The following is a 14,938-nucleotide window of genomic DNA, read 5'->3' on the forward strand; positions in this document are numbered from 1 at the left end:
AGGTGGATACGGCATCAAGACGCCGGCCGGCCGCGTTCTGTGACAGTTGGTCAGGAGGCGGTGTAGCGGGCGATCACCTCCACACAGCGCCGGAACTGCGCCGGCGAGGCCGGGTTCTTCCAGCCGAGCATCTCGAGTGTCCAGTCGATGGCGAAGGCCGGTGTGAAGCCGGCGGCGGCCGACACGGGATCGGCGACTCGCGCGTACCCGCGGCGCAGCAGGTCCGAACGGTCGTGCAGGGGGTGGCCGGCCGACACCTCCCACCGGGCGAGGTCGAAGGCCGGCGACGCGGGGCCGGCGAACTCCCAGTCGATGACGCCGGCGATCGTCCCGTCGTGGACCAGCAGGTTCTTGGGCAGGAAGTCGCCTTGGGCAAGCGCCAGCGGGGGAGCGGGACGGGTTGTCACCTGCTCGCGCAAGAAGTCGGCGCCCCGCTCGACGACCGCGGCCGCGGCTGGGTCGAGCGTCTCCGCGACGATGCGCGCGATCCTGGCGACGGCGTCTTGCTCGGGCAGCCGAAGCTCGTGCCGGATGCCGCGCCCGGCGTACGGCGTCAGGCTGTGGACCCGCGCCAGGATCTCACCGGCGTCCACGGCCAGGCGCTCGACCTCGGCGGCCGGCAGAACGCCGACGAGCTCGTCGAGCGAACGGCCCGGCAGGAACCGTTGGATCGAGAACGAGAGCAACTCGCCCTGGTGATCGAGATGCTCCAGGCCCAGCACCTCGGCGGTCGGAACGCCGGCGTCGCGCGCCTGCGTCATCAGGTGCGCCTCGTCGACGAACCACGGCGCATCCTGACGCGCGATCCGCACGACCACTGCGACGTCGCCGCCGAGCTCGGCCCGGTACGTCTCGTTCATCCCTCCACCGGCGAGAGGTACGAGACACTCGACATCGCGACCGCAGACGGACCGCACCACCGAGTCGATCAGCGGACGAGGCGTTGTCACCATCCGCCAAGTCTCACCGAGCGCTCACTGCGCGGCATCTGCATTTCCGGCGGGGGAGTGACTCGCTGTCAGAGACCCGGTCGGTAGCTTCGTTCGACGTGGCCCTCGAGTTCGTCGGGGTGGAAGTAGACCGGCCGGAGATTGCCGGATGCGTACCGCCCGGCCTGGTCGTTGAAGTGAGTGGAGTCGGGGTGGCCGCTGACCCCGCCCGCGGTCACGGCCCAGGCACGCAGCCTCGGACCGAACTCCACGACGGCGACGAAACTGTTGCCGCTGGTTCCGTAGTACCGCTTGGTTCCCGGATAGCGTCTGGCGCCGAACGACGCGAGCGAGCCCCACTGAGCTGAGGTGAACGGCACCGGCGTGCTCGGCTTCGCGTCGTCGAAGGTCTGGACGATCGCGCCGTCGTTGCGCTGGAACCGGTTGATCTGTCCCCAGGGCACCTGCCAGCTGCCGAAGTCCTGCGTGAGCCGGTCCACCGCCTGCTGCAGCGCCGTCAGCCGCTGCGCGTCGGTGGCGCGCTCGGCCAAGTAGTCCCACATCGACATCCCGGCGTCCCTCGCCGCCTGCGCCAACGGCGCCCACAGCGCCTCGCCCCAGAACACGGCCAGCGAGGTCGCGGTGGAATCGGCGCTCCAGCGGTGGTCCCAGCGGCGCAGCAGCCGGATCGGGCCGGCGAGCTTCGCCTTGGCGGGATCGCGCTCGGGCAGCTGGTCCCACGCCGCGACCAGGCCCGGTACGAGCCGGGCGAAGGCGGTCAGGTACGGGTCGAACGCCGCGTCGATCAGCCTTTGCGGGGTGAAGTCGTCCCGCGCGGTCAGGACCCGGATCGCTTGCGGTCCGCGGGGATTCTCGCCGGCCTGGTCGAAGTACCGCGGAAAGTCGGCTGCCTTCGGGCTGTCCGCACCGGCCGCGGTCCACGGCCAGTTGTTGGTGTTGAACGTCCAGCCGTTTCGTGGGTTCACGACCTGGGGGAGACTGCGCAGGCTGTGCTCGCCGCGCCAGTCGGTCGCCGGGTCACTGCCGTCGACGGGCTTGCGGTAGTCGAAGCGGTCGTCGCGGACCGGCATGAACTGCGGCATCAAGAAGGCGATCTCGCCCTTGGAGTCCGCGAACAGCGTGTTGTTCGAACTGTTGGCCTTGAAGCCGGCCACTTCGATGAAGGCCCGGTAGTCCCGCGCCTTGGTGCGCAGGAAGCTCTGCTGCAGCGCCTCGACCGGCCGGTTCATCAGCGCGAACGCAATCCACCGGCCGTCGGCCTCACGCACGATCGGGCCGTGATGCGTGGCGTAGGTGGTGAAGCTGCGCTTGGCCAGTACGCCGTCCGCAGTCCGGTACGACAGGGTGATCGTCTTGGTCGTCACCGGCCGCAGCGCGTCGCCGTACCGGTAGAACCGGCGGCCGCCGGGCCCGGTGACGATCGTCTCGGCGAACTCGTCCACGTTGTCGACGCCGCTGGAGGTGTGCATCCAGCCGGCGTGCGCGTTGAAGCCCTGGTAGATGAAGAACTGTCCCCAGGTCGCCGCGCCGTACACGTTGAGTCCTTCGTCGCTCGTGACGTGCTGCTCGGCGCGGAAGAAGAAGCTGGTGTGCGGGTTGATCAGCAGCAGAGCCCGGCCGTCGCGGGTGTGGCTCGGCGCGATCGCGAACCCGTTCGACCCCTTCGGCTCGGCGAACAGCAGGCCACGCTCCGCCTCGGTCATCGGGAGCTGGCGCAGGCTGTAGAACGCCTCGAGCTGGGAGAGTGGTACGCGCTCGATGTCGCCGCCGATGCTGCCTTCGGAAAAGCTCAGCGCCATCCACGGCTCGAACCGCCTGATCACCCGGGGCCGCACGCCGGGGTGCGTCGCGAGGTAGTAGTTCAGCCCGTCGGCCCAGGCCTGCATCAGCTTGCGCAACCACGCCGGGCAGTTCACCCAGTCTCGCTTCAGGTCCTCGTGGTCGACGAACAACCGCTGCCGCAAGTCCTGCCAGATCGCGCTCTCTCCCTGAGCCTCGGCGAGCCGGCCGAGGCTGACCAGGTAGTTGTTCTCGATCCGGTTGAAGTCGTCCTCGGCCTGGCTGTAGATCATCCCGAACACCGCGTCGGCGTCGGTCCGCCCGGACACGTGGGGGACACCCCAGTCGTCGCGCGTAATCCGTACGCGCGCAGCCTGCCGGCGCCACCGGGCGAGCTCAGGCCCGCCGCGAGCCGGCGCCGCGGAGGCGCTGGTCGGGAGCGCCGTCGCGGCAGCAGCTCCAGCAGCCAAACCAGCCGCTCCACCGAGCACATGCCGTCGACTCGGACCTGGGTTCTGCGCGTCGTTCAAGAGTTGCTCCGATCTCTCGGTGGCGGCCGCAGCCGACGCTAGGTGCCGAAAGTGACGATGGCAATACGTGGCGTGCACATTGGATACGACGTAAGTTGAAACCCTGTCAGCCGTTCTGAGGAGCATCGCGATCGCCCGATCAACACCGTTCGTCGCCGATCCGGCGCTGCTGAGGACGTTGGCGGACGCCGGCTTGCCGGCCACCGGGCGCTTTGTTCCCAAGGCCGGCTGGGTCAGCCGCGTGTGGGTCGGCGACGAGTACGTCGTACGGCTGAGCAGCGGAAAGTACCGCGACGCGTATCGCCACGAGGCTCTGGTCGTCGAGCTGCTCGCGGGGAGCGAGGTCCCACATGCCCGGCACCTTGCCCACGGCGACGGCCCGGACGGGCCGTGGTACATCTCCGAGCGCTTGCCCGGTCGAAGCCTGCACGAGGCGTGGCCGGCGGCGGACTCGGACACGCGCCAAGCGATCATCGAGAGCCTCGGCGCTGCGTTGCGCGCGCTTCACCGAGTTCCTGTCCCGGCGGGCCTGCTGCCGCCCTGGCTGGCTGACGCGTTTGCGGGGGAGCCGTGGCCTGCGTTTCACCCGCCCGTGGTGAGTGAGACGCTCCAGCAGGTCGAGGCTGCTCGGCGACTTCCCGGACATGACACGCGCCTGCTCACGGACGTCGCCGATTGGGTCCAGGAGCGGCTGGCGTTGTTCGCCTCCGACGAACCCGTCCTCGTCCATGGTGATCTGCATGGGTCCAACGTGATCGTCGACGAAGGACGCGTGACCGGTCTGGTGGACTTCGCGGAGGCGTTGGCTCAGCCTGCGGATGTCGAGCTCGACACGATCCTTCGCTGGTGCGCGAAGGCGGGAGAGTTCCCACCGACACCCGACGGGCGAGGGCTCGACGAGAGCACACTCAGACAGGTGCCCGGATGGCTGCACGGCGCGTATCCGGAGCTGTTCGAGCGCGAGAATCTGCGCGAGCGGTTGAACTTCTACGACATGTACGTGGAGCTCGCGCTGTACGCACACCATCCCGAGCCTGACATCCGCGAAGCGGCGCAGCACCGCATCGCTCGGCTGCTGTCCGGCCACAACCATCTGGAGGGGCTCGTCTGGTAGGCATGCGCGGACGGGTTGTCCTTGCGAAAACCATTGGTGCCCGGCTCGCACCGCTGATGGACTGGCGTCCCACCGTGAGTCTGCCGCGTGACGGAGGTAGTGGTTGTGACGGATTACGACGTGCTTGCCGAGGTGTACGAATGGCTCATCTCAGATGAGAAGTTGCCTCCGGCCGAGTTCGCCGCGTCGTTCGATGACGTCCTCAGTCTCCTGCCGTCGAACGCTCACGTCCTCGACTGTTCGTGCGGAACCGGACAGTTGGCGGTCGGCCTCGCCGGTCGTGGCATGCAGGTAGTCGCAACTGACGCCAGCGAAGCGATGGTTCGCCGGACTGCGGAGTTGTCTGAGGAGTTCGGGGCATCCGTCCGGGCCGTGCGGGCGAACTGGGACGAGTTGCCCGACCACTTCGAGGACGACACGTTCGACATGGTGTTCTGCGTCGGCAACTCGCTTCACCATGCCGCGGGCGCGACAGGCAGGGGTGCTGCTCTGGAGTCGATGTCACGCCTTCTGCGCCCCGGCGGGCGCTTGGTACTCACCTCTCGCACGTGGGAACTCGTGAGGGCCAGAGGTTCCCGGCTCGACATCAGTGACCGACTCGTCCGCCGGAACGGTCGCGATGCCGTCGTGGTCTACCGCTGGGAGATCGCGCCGCAGTGGGAGGAGGAGCACCACATCGAGATCGCGATCGCGCAAGTTGATGCGACTGGATCGGTTCGTGTCCGCTCGGAACTACTGTCCTGCTGGCCCTACCGGTACGAGGAACTCGAAGCCGAGCTGCACCGGGTCGGACTTCGGACGGAAGTGAGTACGTTCGATCTCGAGGCCGAGAACTACCTGGTGGTCGCGAGCAAGGGCCAGTAGTTGACATAATGTCCATTATCGGCGCATCAGATGGGAGTCTGGAGAGGGGGGTCTGGAGGGTTCGAAGATGCTGCTGACGCACGTACGACGTCAGCACACAGCACGCGTGCAGGCCGGCTTGGCGGTGTCGGTTCGCCGTTGGACTCGACGGGATTGTTCGCCTGGGAAATCTCTGGGCGCCGGCCGTTGAGATTCTTGGGCAGGTCATCGAGTTGGCCTGGGAATCATCCGGACAGGTGCTCACAGGCGGCTCGTGCCGGCATATCGACTCTCTGGTTGCCTCAGAAAGCACCTGCGGGCCGGTTGAGATCGACCAGCTGAACGTTGTCCCCCGGGGTGGATGCCACCCCTTCTGGCGACGCTGTTTCATGCATAATGGTGATTATGCATGAAAGATAGTTGCTGGCGGCAACAGATCCAGGGGACTGTCGGTGGCGTCCGGTAGGAATGGCGCCCATGAAGGTGCTCGAAGCTCAGGCCGCGTTTTTCGCCGCGCGGCGGCCGCGTAAGGACTCTCCGCACACCACCGACGCCTACCGCCGCGACCTGGCCGGGATCACCGCGCTGCTGACCGACGACCCGGAGGAGCTCGAGGTCGAGCAACTCACGGCTCAAGCTTTGCGGACGGCGTTCGGTGCGTTCGCGGACGGGCACGCCAAGAGTTCGGTGCTGCGCGCCTGGTCCACCTGGAACCAGTTCCTCACCTTCTGCGTGTCCGATGGGCTGCTCGCCGGCAACCCGATGGGGGCGGTCGCGCGACCGAAGACCCCTCCCCTGTCCCCCAAGCCGTTGCGTGGCGAGGACACCCCGGAGAAGTTGCTCAAAGCAGCGGCCGACGGCACGAGGCAAGCGCGCGACCCCTGGCCGGAGCGCGATCTGCTGGTGATCGCGCTCGGACTGGTCGCCGGGCTCCGCTCGGCGGAGATGCGCACGCTGACCACCGACTCGCTCGCCGGCCGGCCGGGTGAGATGCGGCTGCACGTGCACGGCAAGGGCAGCCGGGACCGTTCGATCCCGGTCGAGCCGATCATGGAGCGCATCATCGAGGCGTACGTCGAATCCTGCACCCGCCGGTTCCCGAGTCGCCGCTTCAACCGGTCGGCCAAGCTGCTGCTCGACCGCAACGGCGACCCGATCGGCCGCGGCGGCCTGGAGTACCTGGTGAAGTCCTGCTACCGCTGGGCAGGCCTGCACGACCGCGTCCCGGTCGGCGCCAACTTGCACGCTCTGCGCCACACCTTCGCGACCCGTCTCGCCGAGGACGGCGCGACCGCGTCCGAGATCATGGCGCTGCTCGGTCACGCCAGCCTCGCCACCAGCCAGAACTACATCGAAGCCACCGGCCGCGAACGCCGCGCCGCGACCGCGAGCAACCGCACGTACCAGAGCCTCGACAAGGTTCTCGATCCGTGACGAGCCGCGCGGCAAGGGTGTGATGGAATGCAAGACGGCCTGCTCACGACGTCGAGGAGAGATCCGTGTACGAGCGTCTGGTGTTGAAGTTGTCGGGGCAGGCGATCGCCGGGGAGGCGGAGTTCGGGTTCAGCAGTGAGCGGCTGACGCATCTGGCGACCGAGGTGCTGGCGGCGCGGGCGACCGGCGTCCAGGTGGCGGTCGTCGTCGGCGGGGGCAACGTCTTCCGCGGCAACCGGGCCGAGGACTGGGGCATCGACCGGGTCGAGGCGGACAACATCGGGATGCTCGGCACGGTGATCAACGCCGTCCTGCTGCGCGGCCGGATCGCGGCGCTCGGCGACGTCGACGTGCGGCTGATGACGGCGATCCCGATCAACAACCTGGCCGAGCCGTACATCCGGTTGCGCGCGATCCGGCACCTGGAGAAGGGCTCGATCGTGCTGCTCGGGTGTGGAAACGGACAGCCGTTCACGACCACCGACTACCCGTCGGTGCAGCGCGCGGTCGAGCTCGGTGCGGACGCGCTGCTGGTCGCCAAGAACCGGGCCGACGGCATCTTCGACGCGGATCCGAACAAGGTGCCGACCGCGCGCCGGTTCGACCGGCTCAGCTACCAGGAGGTGATCGACCGGGATTTGCGCGTGATGGACCAGTCGGCGTTCATCCTGGCCCGGGATCACCGGCTCCCGCTGCACGTCTTCGACATCGACACCCCAGGCGCGGCGGCCGCGATCTGCCGGGGCGAGCACATCGGCACGCTGGTCAGCTGAGCCGCGCCAACTCCCCCGCGATCCGGTCCAGGTGTGGCTGGAACCAGTCGCCACCCGCGTCGAGCTCCGCCCGGAGCGCCACCGCCGACCACACGGCCCGGAACAGCGCGAACGTCCGCTCCAGTTCGGCCGTCAGCTCGAGCCCGTACCCGTCCAGTACGGCGTACGTTGCGCCGGCGCCGGCGATCGAGAACCGCGCGAGATCGAACAGCGGATCGCCGTACAACGCGTCGCCCCAGTCGATGATCCCGGTCAGTACCCCGCCGGCGGCGTAGATGTGCCGCGGGTGAAGATCGCCGTGCAGCAGCACCGGCCGGTCCGGTTCGGGCGTCAGATCCGCGACGACTTCTACCAGCCGCCCGCGCTGATCCGCTGGCAGCAACCCGGCGTCGACGAGCCCGTCCAGCGAGCCCACCTGATCCATCAGCAGCTCTGCCCAGGTCGGACGCAACGCCCCACTCAACAAGCCGAACCCATCGCCGGCAATTCGGTGCAGCTTCACCAGCTCAACCCCGACGCTCGTGAGCACCGCGGTGTCGCCCGGACCAACCTCTCCCCCGGCGACGGCACGCTGGATCAGGTACTCCACCGCGCCGTTGGTGCCCACGGCAACAATCTCCGGCGCCGGCACTCCCGCCTCAGCAGCCAGCGAGCAAGCTCGCGCCTCCGCACCCAAACCAGGCCCGGACTTGACGTAGTACGTCTCCCCCGCCACCGTCCGCACCCGATACGTCTCGTTCCCGACGAACCCCTGCACGGGCTCACTGACCGCGACCGGTCCGATCAACGCTTCCAGCTCAAGCAAGCCGAAGCCTCCGCGCCAGAAGATAGACGTACGTGTGCGGATCGTCCTCGTCACCGGGCCGCACACCCCGGTACGCCGTCACGAACCCAGCGGCGGTGATCCGCGCTTCCATCTCCTCGGCCGGCAACCAGTAGCCGTCGTACTCGACTCCGAGACCGGCCAGTTTTCCACCCCGCCGCAGCTGCCCGTCGCCCGGCTTGAACGCGGTCACGAGATAGCCGCCGGGCTTCACCACCCGCGCGAGTTCGGCGAACGCCGCGTCCCGGTCGTCGGGTGCGAGAAAGATCAGTGAGTACCAGCAGACCGCGCCTGCCACCGAGGCGTCGTCGAGAGGTAGCGCCCGCAGATCGCCCACGTCGAACGGGAAGTCCGGATAGTCCCGCCGGGCGATGTCGACCATGCCCGGCGACAGATCCACCCCATGCGGCGACAACCCTCGAGCGGCGAGATACGGAGCCAGCCGGCCCGTCCCGCAGCCGATGTCCGCGACGGCGTCTCCGAGCCCCGCCGACAGCGTCAGCTCACTGAACAGGTTGAGCACCGACCGTTCGATCGGCATCCGGTCGAGCACTCCGTCGAGGTTCTCGGCGTACCACTCGGCCAGTACGTCGTGGGCGGAGCGCAGCTCGTCGGTCTTCGCATCAGTCATCGGTACTCCGACCGGTCGAGGTGGCGGCGCGGACGAGGGCCGCGGTGGCTGTCGAGCGGGATCGCTGCGGCCAGGCGATCGCCGGCTTCGCGGGCGGCGCGTCGCGCACCGGGCGGTCGTAGCGCAGTGCCTGGGACTCGATGGACGACCTCCTCGCGGTGTTGCCCTGAGGGTAACAACCAGGTCCGGAACGATCCTTCAGCCACCGCGGGATACCGAGCAGGATCGATCGCATGATCACGAAGCCGGCGGTGACCGGATACGAGCGGGATCGGGCGCGCAGCGCCGGATGACGGCGGGTCCGGCGGAAAAGGGTTTGCTGCCCGGATCAGGGCTTGTTGTACTCGTAGCGACCTGTCCCGCAGCAAAGGAGCGCCGAGATGCGACCTCGCTTCATGTCCACCTCGTTCCGTTTCCACACCTGTACAAGGGACATGAAGCTTTGTGAAAGCACTGAACCTGGGGATTTTGGCGCATGTCGACGCCGGTAAGACCAGCCTGACCGAGCGGCTGCTGTACGCCGCCGGAGTCATCGACGCGATCGGCAGCGTCGACGACGGCAGTACCCAGACCGACTCGCTCGCGCTCGAGCGGCAGCGTGGGATCACGATCAAGTCGGCCGTGGTCTCGTTCGCGCTCGCCGACGTCACCGTGAACCTGATCGACACGCCGGGCCACCCGGATTTCATCGCCGAGGTGGAACGGGTGCTCGGCGTGCTCGACGGCGCCGTGCTGGTGGTGTCGGCGGTCGAGGGCGTGCAGGCCCAGACCCGGATCCTGATCCGCACCCTGCAGCGGCTGCGGATCCCGACGCTGATCTTCGTCAACAAGATCGATCGCGCCGGCGCGCGGCACGAGTCGCTGCTGCGGGACCTGGCCGCGAAGCTCTCGCCGGCGGTCGTGGCGATGGGCGCGACCGCCGATCGCGGCACTCCCGACGCGGCCTTCACGCCGTACGCGGTGGGTGATCCGGCGTTCTCGCTCAGCCTGGTCGAGTTGCTCGCCGAGCACGACGACCGGTGGCTGGCGACCTACGTCGAGAACGAGAACGCGCTCTGCGGCGACGCTCTGTGGGCCGGCCTGGCCGAGCAGACGCGCCGGGCGCTGGTGCATCCGGTGTACTTCGGATCGGCGATCACCGGCGCCGGGACGGAGCCGCTGATCGCAGGGATCCGGGAGCTGCTGCCCGCACCGGAAGGTGATCGCGAAGCGCCGGTCGCCGGATCGGTGTTCAAGGTCGAGCGTGGTCCGGCCGGCGAGAAGATCGCCTACGTGCGGATGTTCAGCGGCGAGCTGCAGACCCGCGACCGGGTGCGCTTCGGTGACGGCCAGGAGGCGAAGGTCACCGCGATCAGCGTCTTCGACGCCGGTACGACGGCCACTCGCCACCGTGTCACGGCCGGTGAGATCGGCAAGCTCTGGGGTCTCACCGAGGTCCGGATCGGCGACGAGCTCACCACCGGTCCCGTCACGGACTGCGAGAGCAGGCGGGAGAGCGCGTTCTTCGCTCCCCCGACGCTGGAAACCGTCGTGGTCCCGGCCCGCGCGTCGGACCGCGGGAACCTGCAGAGCGCGCTCTCCCAGCTCGCCGAGCAGGACCCGCTGATCAATCTGCGCCAGGACGACGTCCGTCAGGAGACCTCGGTCTCGCTGTACGGCGAGGTGCAGAAGGAGGTCGTCCAGACGACTCTGGCGACCGAGTACGGGCTGGACGTGAGCTTCCGCGAGACGACCACGATCCACATCGAGCGGATCGACGGGATCGGCGCGGCGGCGGAGTTCAACAAGGTCGATCCCAACCCGTTCCTGGCCACGATCGGGCTGCGCGTCGAGCCGGCGCCGGCCGGGGCCGGGGTGTCGTTCGAGTTGGAGGTCGAGCTCGGGTCGATGCCGTACGCGTTCATCAAGGCGGTCGAGGAAACGGTTCGCGAGACGCTGCGGCAGGGGCTGTACGGCTGGGAGATTCCCGATGCCCGCGTGGTGATGACGCACTCGGGTTACTCGGCACGCCAGAGCCACGCGCACGCGGTCTTCGACAAGAGCATGTCGAGCACGGCCGGGGACTTCCGGTTGCTGACGCCGCTGGTCCTGACGACGGCGCTACGCCGAGCGGGCACGACGGTGCACGAGCCGATGCACCGGTTCCAGCTGGAGCTTCCGACCGATGCGGTGCGCGGCGTGCTGGCGGCGCTGGCGAAGCTGCGGGCGGTCCCGCGGGTGCCGGCGCTCGACCAGGACGTCTCGGTGCTGGAGGGCGAGATCCCGGCCGCGGCCGTCCATCAGCTGGAGCAGCAGCTTCCCGCGCTGACGCGGGGTGAAGGTGTGCTGGAGTCGGCGTTCGAGCGGTACCAGCCGGTGACCGGTGCGATTCCCCGGCGGGAACGCACCGATCACGATCCATTGCATCGGCGGGAGTACCTGCTGCACGTGCTCAGGAGGGTCTAGACAAAGAGGCAGAAGGGATGGCCGGCCGGGTCGAGCAGGACGCGCACGGAGTCCTGCGGCTGGAACTCGGGCAGAACGGCGCCCTGGGCAACGGCATGCTGGGTGGCCGTGTCGAGGTCGTCGACCGCGATGTCGAGGTGCTGGGTCGCGTTCTGCGCGCCGGACTCGGCCGGCCAGCGCGGCCGTTTCCACTGCTCCTCGTACTCGAAGTTCAGCGTGACTTCGCCGGTGCCCTCGGCGGCGCGGATCTGCGCCCAGCCGTCGGCGGCCGGATGCCCTTCGCGGGGTCCCTCGCTGGTGGTCACCGGCCGCCCGAGCAGCCGCGAGTAGAACTCCGCCAGCGCCCGCGGGTCCGGCGCCATGATGGTCACCGAGGTGACCTGCAAACTCAATCCCATTGCCCTGACGCTACCAACGCCGGCCGACAGTTCCGGCCGCCGCTCAATCGGTGGTCAGCAGCACCGAGTGCGGACGGAATCCGTGCCGCTCGTAGACCCGGAGCGCGGTTTCGTTGGTCGCGTACGCGTTCACCTCGAGCCGGGCCGCGCCGCGCTCGCGGGCCCAGGCGACAAAACCGTCGATCAGCTGACCTCCCACTCCCGCACCCCGCACCTGAGGCCGGACGTACATGCTCACCAGCTCGGCTCGGGGTGCGATCCACATCTCGGAGACCGGCAAGAAGTTGCCGACCAGGTGACCGACCACCGAGCCGTCGCCGTCGCTTGCCACCAGCAGCAGCGCGGCCGGGTCGGCCAGCAACCCGGCACACCACGAGGCGCCGTACGTCGCGGGCCAGGCGGTGTTGCGCAGGTGATCGCGCTGACCGGCGTCCTCGGCGAACAGCGCGGCACACGAGGCGACCACTCCGTCGAGATCGGCAGCGGTCGCGGTACGCACAGTGGTCATCGAACAGCCCCCTCCGAACCGGTCGTCCCAGCCTACGGCCGGCCGAGTGTCACACCCGGGGTCCGGCCGGTGTCTGATGCTCGTCACCGCGACAAACGAGGAGAACCAGATGGCACCACCCGGCCGTAGGGTCGATCCCATGACCGATCCGTTCGTCGTCCACCGGAACCTGTTGTTCACGGTGGCCTACGAGATGCTCGGGTCGGCGGCTGACGCGGAGGACGTGCTGCAGGAGTCGTGGCTGCGGTGGGCCGACGTCGACCAGTCGCAGATCAACGAGCCCCGCGCGTACCTGGTCCGGATCGTGACGCGGCAGGCGCTGAACCGGCTGCGCACCCTGGCGCGCCGGCGAGAGGACTACATCGGCGAGTGGCTGCCCGAACCGCTGCTGACCACCCCGGACGTCGCCGACGACGTGGAGCTGGCCGACAGCGTGTCGATCGCGATGCTGACCGTGCTGGAGACGCTCGGGCCGACCGAGCGCGCGGTGTTCGTGCTGCGCGAGGTGTTCGAGCTCCCGTACGGCGAGATCGCGGAGGCGACCGGGAAGTCGCCGGCCGCGGTGCGGCAGATCGCGAAGCGGGCCCGGGAACACGTCGCGGCGAAGCGGCCGCGGGTGCAGGTGAGCAAGTCCGAGCAGCAGACCGTCGTGGAGCGCTTCCAGAAGGCGCTGCGGACCGGGCAGGTGCAGGAGCTGCTGGAAGTGATGGCACCGGACGTCGTGCTGGTCTCCGACGGCGGCGGGGTCGTGACGGCCGCGCGGGTCCCGATCCACGGCGCCCAGGTGGTGGCGAAGCTGCTGGCGCGGGCCTACCAGGTGAACGACATCACGATGGCGCCGTTGTGGCTGAACGGTGCGCCGGCGTTCCGGATCCAGGTCGGCGAGCAGTTCGGCACAGTGAGCGTGGAGATCGAGAACGGCAGGATCAGCCGGATCTTCGCGATCGTCAACCCGCACAAACTGACCCGCTTGGACGAGGCGTCAGAACTCGCGAGGTGATCGGTCGCGGGTGCCGATCACCGTGGTGGCGAAGTCGTGCTCGTCGGAGCTGATGGTGGCTCGCAGGCCGGCGGTGGCCAGGATCTCCGCTGCCATGGGCGCTTGTTCGGCGCTTGCTTCGGTGAGGAGGGGGCCGCCCGGCGCGAGCCAGTCAGTGGCTTCGGCGGCGACCCGGCGAAGCAGGTCGAGGCCGTCGGCGCCGCCGTCGAGCGTCAGCCGCGGTTCGTGCAGGCGTGCTTCGGCGGGCAGGAACCGCACGTCGTCGGTGGGGACGTAGGGCACGTTCGCGAGCAGGATGTCGACGCGTCCGCGCAGGTCCGGCGGCAGGGCGTCGTACAGGTCGCCTTCGAAGACCCGCTCGGGCGGGAGGTTGCGGCGGGCGTTCTTGACGGCGGCTGGGTGCAGGTCGGCGGCATACAGGCTCACGCCCGGTACGGCGGTCGCGACGGCCAGGCCGAGAGCGCCGGATCCGCAGCACAGGTCGACGACAACCGCGTCGGGGTGGCAGCGGGCGATCGCCTCGTCGACCAGATGCTCGGTCCGCCGGCGCGGCACGAACACGTCCGGGTCGATCGCAATCCGCAGCCCGTGGAACGACGCCCAGCCGAGCACTTGCTCCAGCGGCAGGCCGGAGACCCGCTCGTCGACCATCCGCGCGACCTCATCCGGGCCGGAGGCCGTGGAGACGATCAGTTCGGCTTCTTCCTCGGCGAAGACACAGCCGGCCGCACGCAAGGTGGCGACAACAGATTCCAACGGGCTTACTCCTCCAACTGCGGTTGCTTGCGCAGTGACTCTGCCAGACGTTGCAGCGCGGGGTTCGGGCTGTCCGGACTCCAGCAGGCGTGCAGGGTGACCGAGTGCGCGTCGGCGGCGTCGAGTTCGCGGTAGCGAACGCCCTCAACGCCCATCGCCATGATCGAGCGTGGGACCAGCGCGCAGCCGAGTCCCGCCCGGACCAGCGCGAGCATCGTCGGGACCTGCGACGCGAGCTGGCTGACGGCGTAGCGGTTCATGCCGATCATCGCGGCGCAGATGTCGTGCAGATAGCGCGATCCCTCAGGGCTGTAGCCGATGTACTCGTCGGTGACGTCGGCCAACGTCACGGGCGCGTCGCCGGTCGCGAGCTTGTGATCGGCCGGTACGGCGAGCACCAGGTCCTCGGTGTGCACGAGCAGCGACTCGAAGCCGTCGGGAATCGGCGGGCGAACCAGGCCGAGGTCGATCTCCAGGTTGGCGAGCGCTTCGTACTGGTCGGGGCTGACCAGCTCGGTCAGCTCGACGCTGACCGCGGGGATGCGCCGGTTCACCATCGCCAGGAAGTCAGCCAGTACGGCGTACGCGCCGATCGCGGTGAACGCGAGCCGCAGCGTGCCGGTCTGGCCTTCGGCGGCGCGCCGGGTCGCCTCGGGTGCGACTTCCAGCAGCGCGAGCACCCGGCGGCTGTGTTCGAGGAAAACCGCACCGGCCGCGGTCAGCCGCACTCCCCTGCCGGTCCGGTCGAACAGGTTCACGCCGAGAGAGCGCTCCAGAGCCTGGACCTGGCGGGTCAACGGCGGCTGGGTCATGTTCAGTTGCTGGGCGGCCCGGCCGAAGTGCTGCTCCTCGGCGACCGCGACGAACCCTCTGAGCTGCTGCAGTGACAGATCCATGCGCCCTCGGTATCGATCGATGCGGAATCGGGCTTGGACGAGCATAACGGAAAGCCCT

14 protein-coding genes are annotated in these 14,938 nt (G+C 68.8%); 6 read left to right on the top strand and 8 right to left on the bottom strand.

The window, feature by feature from the left end; all coding sequences use genetic code 11:
• Positions 1 to 50 precede the first annotated feature (50 nt).
• Positions 51 to 860, bottom strand: a complete 810-nt coding sequence (locus ACQPXM_RS20665; protein WP_432935443.1) for a phosphotransferase family protein — start codon at positions 858 to 860, stop codon at positions 51 to 53.
• Positions 861 to 1,018: 158 nt separating this feature from the next.
• Complete coding sequence (locus tag ACQPXM_RS20670) at positions 1,019 to 3,058, bottom strand: penicillin acylase family protein (RefSeq protein ID WP_432935445.1); 2,040 nt, start codon at positions 3,056 to 3,058, stop codon at positions 1,019 to 1,021.
• Between the two features lie 394 nt (positions 3,059 to 3,452).
• Between ACQPXM_RS20670 and ACQPXM_RS20675 the strand changes: the two genes are divergently transcribed.
• The 4 genes from ACQPXM_RS20675 (at position 3,453) to pyrH (ending at position 7,423) form a co-directional block, all read left to right on the top strand.
• Positions 3,453 to 4,373: a phosphotransferase family protein gene (locus ACQPXM_RS20675; RefSeq protein ID WP_432935447.1), complete on the top strand. Its 921-nt coding sequence runs from the start codon at positions 3,453 to 3,455 to the stop codon at positions 4,371 to 4,373.
• An 87-nt stretch (positions 4,374 to 4,460) separates the two neighbouring features.
• Positions 4,461 to 5,237: a class I SAM-dependent methyltransferase gene (locus tag ACQPXM_RS20680; RefSeq protein ID WP_432935449.1), complete on the top strand. Its 777-nt coding sequence runs from the start codon at positions 4,461 to 4,463 to the stop codon at positions 5,235 to 5,237.
• A gap of 456 nt (positions 5,238 to 5,693) precedes the next feature.
• Positions 5,694 to 6,650: a tyrosine-type recombinase/integrase gene (locus tag ACQPXM_RS20685; protein WP_432935451.1), complete on the top strand. Its 957-nt coding sequence runs from the start codon at positions 5,694 to 5,696 to the stop codon at positions 6,648 to 6,650.
• A gap of 65 nt (positions 6,651 to 6,715) precedes the next feature.
• Entirely contained in the window at positions 6,716 to 7,423 is a 708-nt protein-coding gene (gene pyrH, locus ACQPXM_RS20690) for a UMP kinase (protein ID WP_432935453.1), read from the top strand.
• Here the strand turns inward: pyrH and ACQPXM_RS20695 are convergent.
• Positions 7,416 to 8,228, bottom strand: a complete 813-nt coding sequence (locus tag ACQPXM_RS20695; RefSeq protein ID WP_432935455.1) for a phosphotransferase family protein — start codon at positions 8,226 to 8,228, stop codon at positions 7,416 to 7,418. The genes pyrH and ACQPXM_RS20695 overlap by 8 nt on opposite strands.
• Positions 8,221 to 8,877, bottom strand: a complete 657-nt coding sequence (locus ACQPXM_RS20700; RefSeq protein WP_432935457.1) for a class I SAM-dependent methyltransferase — start codon at positions 8,875 to 8,877, stop codon at positions 8,221 to 8,223. Before ACQPXM_RS20700 ends, ACQPXM_RS20695 begins: the two co-directional genes overlap by 8 nt.
• Positions 8,878 to 9,321: 444 nt before the next feature.
• Here ACQPXM_RS20700 and ACQPXM_RS20705 point away from each other — a divergent pair, with 444 nt between their 5' ends.
• Positions 9,322 to 11,322, top strand: a complete 2,001-nt coding sequence (locus ACQPXM_RS20705) for a GTP-binding protein (protein ID WP_432935459.1) — start codon at positions 9,322 to 9,324, stop codon at positions 11,320 to 11,322.
• Here the strand turns inward: ACQPXM_RS20705 and ACQPXM_RS20710 are convergent.
• Positions 11,319 to 11,720 (bottom strand): VOC family protein, encoded by a 402-nt coding sequence (locus tag ACQPXM_RS20710; RefSeq protein WP_432935461.1) that lies wholly within the window; start codon positions 11,718 to 11,720, stop codon positions 11,319 to 11,321. The two genes, ACQPXM_RS20705 and ACQPXM_RS20710, sit on opposite strands and share 4 nt — an antisense overlap.
• 43 nt (positions 11,721 to 11,763) lie before the next feature.
• On the bottom strand, positions 11,764 to 12,228 hold the full coding sequence (locus ACQPXM_RS20715; RefSeq protein WP_432935463.1) for a GNAT family N-acetyltransferase: 465 nt from the start codon (positions 12,226 to 12,228) through the stop codon (positions 11,764 to 11,766).
• Positions 12,229 to 12,367: 139 nt separating this feature from the next.
• Here ACQPXM_RS20715 and ACQPXM_RS20720 point away from each other — a divergent pair, with 139 nt between their 5' ends.
• Positions 12,368 to 13,228, top strand: a complete 861-nt coding sequence (locus ACQPXM_RS20720) for an RNA polymerase sigma-70 factor (RefSeq protein WP_432935465.1) — start codon at positions 12,368 to 12,370, stop codon at positions 13,226 to 13,228.
• Here ACQPXM_RS20720 and ACQPXM_RS20725 read toward each other — a convergent pair.
• The gene (locus tag ACQPXM_RS20725; protein WP_432935467.1) at positions 13,211 to 13,984 is read right to left on the bottom strand and encodes a putative protein N(5)-glutamine methyltransferase; all 774 of its coding nucleotides are present in this window, start codon (positions 13,982 to 13,984) and stop codon (positions 13,211 to 13,213) included. The genes ACQPXM_RS20720 and ACQPXM_RS20725 overlap by 18 nt on opposite strands.
• A 5-nt stretch (positions 13,985 to 13,989) precedes the next feature.
• Positions 13,990 to 14,880, bottom strand: coding sequence for a LysR family transcriptional regulator (locus ACQPXM_RS20730; RefSeq protein WP_432935469.1), 891 nt, complete (start codon positions 14,878 to 14,880; stop codon positions 13,990 to 13,992).
• Positions 14,881 to 14,938 lie beyond the last annotated feature (58 nt).

This window comes from Kribbella sp. CA-253562 (genome assembly GCF_050942265.1).
Taxonomy (GTDB): Bacteria; Actinomycetota; Actinomycetes; order Propionibacteriales; family Kribbellaceae; genus Kribbella.

Bases quoted from the DNA above. Each gene is read 5' to 3' on its own strand.
- ACQPXM_RS20710 (WP_432935461.1), bottom strand. From the start codon at position 11,720: ATGGGATTGAGTTTGCAGGTCACCTCGGTGACCATCATGGCGCCGGAC.
- ACQPXM_RS20720 (WP_432935465.1), top strand. From the start codon at position 12,368: ATGACCGATCCGTTCGTCGTCCACCGGAACCTGTTGTTCACGGTGGCC.
- ACQPXM_RS20665 (WP_432935443.1), bottom strand. From the start codon at position 860: ATGAACGAGACGTACCGGGCCGAGCTCGGCGGCGACGTCGCAGTGGTC.
- ACQPXM_RS20730 (WP_432935469.1), bottom strand. From the start codon at position 14,880: ATGGATCTGTCACTGCAGCAGCTCAGAGGGTTCGTCGCGGTCGCCGAG.
- ACQPXM_RS20715 (WP_432935463.1), bottom strand. From the start codon at position 12,228: ATGACCACTGTGCGTACCGCGACCGCTGCCGATCTCGACGGAGTGGTC.
- ACQPXM_RS20685 (WP_432935451.1), top strand. From the start codon at position 5,694: ATGAAGGTGCTCGAAGCTCAGGCCGCGTTTTTCGCCGCGCGGCGGCCG.
- ACQPXM_RS20700 (WP_432935457.1), bottom strand. From the start codon at position 8,877: ATGACTGATGCGAAGACCGACGAGCTGCGCTCCGCCCACGACGTACTG.